1 pseudogene is annotated in these 299 nt (G+C 38.1%); it reads right to left on the bottom strand.

Annotated features, from left to right (window positions below):
- Positions 1 to 299, bottom strand: a pseudogene (locus tag IEX97_RS13720) (DDE-type integrase/transposase/recombinase); the annotation flags it as partial.

The raw sequence follows: 299 nt of genomic DNA, 5'->3' as shown, positions 1-299 counted from the left end.
CCGCTGTTTTACGGGCTGAAAGCCCATAATTCACATGATAGGTCAAAGTAAGCCCTAATACATGTGGTGATGAATAGATTCTTGATAGGTCGACTATCGGAAGCTCCGGAGATTCCTTGGATAAAGGCTGGAAATCAATACGAAACTTTCGGTAAATGTATCTCATTTTAAATGCTTGCGGGTCCTTTTTAAAACGTTTCTTTTCCTTTGAGGACATCCCATTTCGCTTCTTTTGATAATACGGGCATTCATTGTTTTTACATTTAAACACATCAAAGTCTTGTCTCTCTTTGATTTTC

Origin of the sequence: Paenalicyclobacillus cellulosilyticus (assembly GCF_014647315.1) — a bacterium.
Lineage (GTDB): Bacteria > Bacillota > Bacilli > Alicyclobacillales > Alicyclobacillaceae > Alicyclobacillus_J > Alicyclobacillus_J cellulosilyticus.
The sequence above is the reverse complement of the archived record's forward strand: the minus strand, read 5'-3'. Positions and strand labels throughout refer to the sequence as shown.